The organism is Oleiphilus sp. HI0125 (assembly GCF_001635355.1).
On record NZ_LWGF01000828.1, the window covers coordinates 1 to 1,539 of the forward strand.

Here is a 1,539-nt window from a genome sequence, read left to right on the forward strand (position 1 = left end):
TCAAGCGCTTCCAGCTCAATCACACCCGACAAAGCATTACGTAAGGTCTTTCTTCGCTTAGTAAATGCCGTTTTAACAATCGTCTGCAAACGCTCAAGCGATTCGACTGGATGCGGTAGCTCTTTATGCGGTGTTAATCTCACTATCGCAGAATCAACTTTTGGAGCAGGTTCAAAGGCATCAGGCCCAACGATAAATAAAGGCTGAACCCGGCAATAATACTGCGTCATGATGCCTAATCGACCATACAAAGAATGCCCTGGCACAGCAGCCATTCTCTCTACGACTTCTTTCTGGAGCATAAAATGCATATCTTTCAGATGCTTGATATTGTCGAGCAGGTGGAAGATCAAAGGTGTCGAAATATTGTAAGGCAAGTTACCAACAACACGCAAAGGGTGCTCTTCATCAGCTAAAGCATTAAAGTCGAACTTCAGTGCGTCAGCCTCATTAATGTTGAAATCAGGATAATTAAAGAATTTGGTACGCAGAACCGGTATCAAATCTCTATCAAGTTCAACAACCTGTAAGTTGCCATCAAGCCCATCTAACAGATGCTCTGTTAGTGCTCCAAGCCCAGGTCCAATTTCCACCATGCGGTCACCCGGACGCGGATTAATGCCACTGACAATACGCGCAATAATCGCGTCATCGCTTAAGAAGTTCTGTCCAAAGCGTTTTCGCGCTTGATGACCAACGGTTTTTTTTCGTTGAGCCATATTCGTTTTACCTATTTAAGAATGTTGTTACTGGCTTTGACCATATCTATAGCCATCGAGATCGCGGTACGCAAACTTCCCGTATCAATATTTCCGGTTCCAGCTAAATCTAATGCGGTTCCATGGTCCACAGAGGTGCGAATAATCGGTAGACCCAAGGTTATGTTCACTGACTCGCCAAAGCCTGCATACTTCAAAACAGGGAGCCCCTGGTCGTGATACATAGCAAGCACTGCATCGGCGTTTTCAAGGTATTTTTGAGTAAACAAAGTGTCTGCAGGTAAAGGACCAACTAACTCGCAAAGCGCATCTTCAAAACTAGCCATGACGGGCTGAATGACGTTGATCTCTTCTCGCCCCATATGACCATCTTCCCCTGCATGCGGATTCAGCCCAGCCACCAAAATACGAGGCTTCTCAACACCAAACTTACCGCGCATATCAGCAAGTAAAATTTCAATAACGCGCTGTAAAGATTCAGGAGTAATTGACTGGGAGACGTCCTTAAGGGGTAAGTGAGTACTTGCAAGCGATACTTTCATATGACGATTAGCAAGCATCATAACGACTTTATCGACGCCACACTTTTCTTGGAGATATTCGGTATGGCCGCTAAAACTCACTCCGGCATCATTGATCACACCCTTATGAACTGGCGCTGTTACGATCGCAGAGAATTCTCCGGAAAGACAACCCTCGATAGCACGATCGAGAGTTCTAAGCACATAAGCGGCGTTATTAGCGTCTAAGTGCCCAGCCATAACAGGTTGATCAACCAATACACTACATACAAACGCTTGACCTGAGCTTAACTGGTGTG

Annotated in this window: 2 protein-coding genes; both read right to left on the reverse strand. The window is 45.4% G+C overall.

Annotated elements, in window-relative coordinates; translation table 11 throughout:
• A partial coding sequence (gene rsmA / locus A3762_RS13450; RefSeq protein WP_068756066.1) for a 16S rRNA (adenine(1518)-N(6)/adenine(1519)-N(6))-dimethyltransferase RsmA occupies nt 1-719 on the reverse strand: 719 nt, incomplete at its 3' end.
• 11 nt (nt 720-730) lie between these two features.
• A partial coding sequence (pdxA, locus tag A3762_RS13455) for a 4-hydroxythreonine-4-phosphate dehydrogenase PdxA (protein WP_068756068.1) occupies nt 731-1,539 on the reverse strand: 809 nt, incomplete at its 5' end.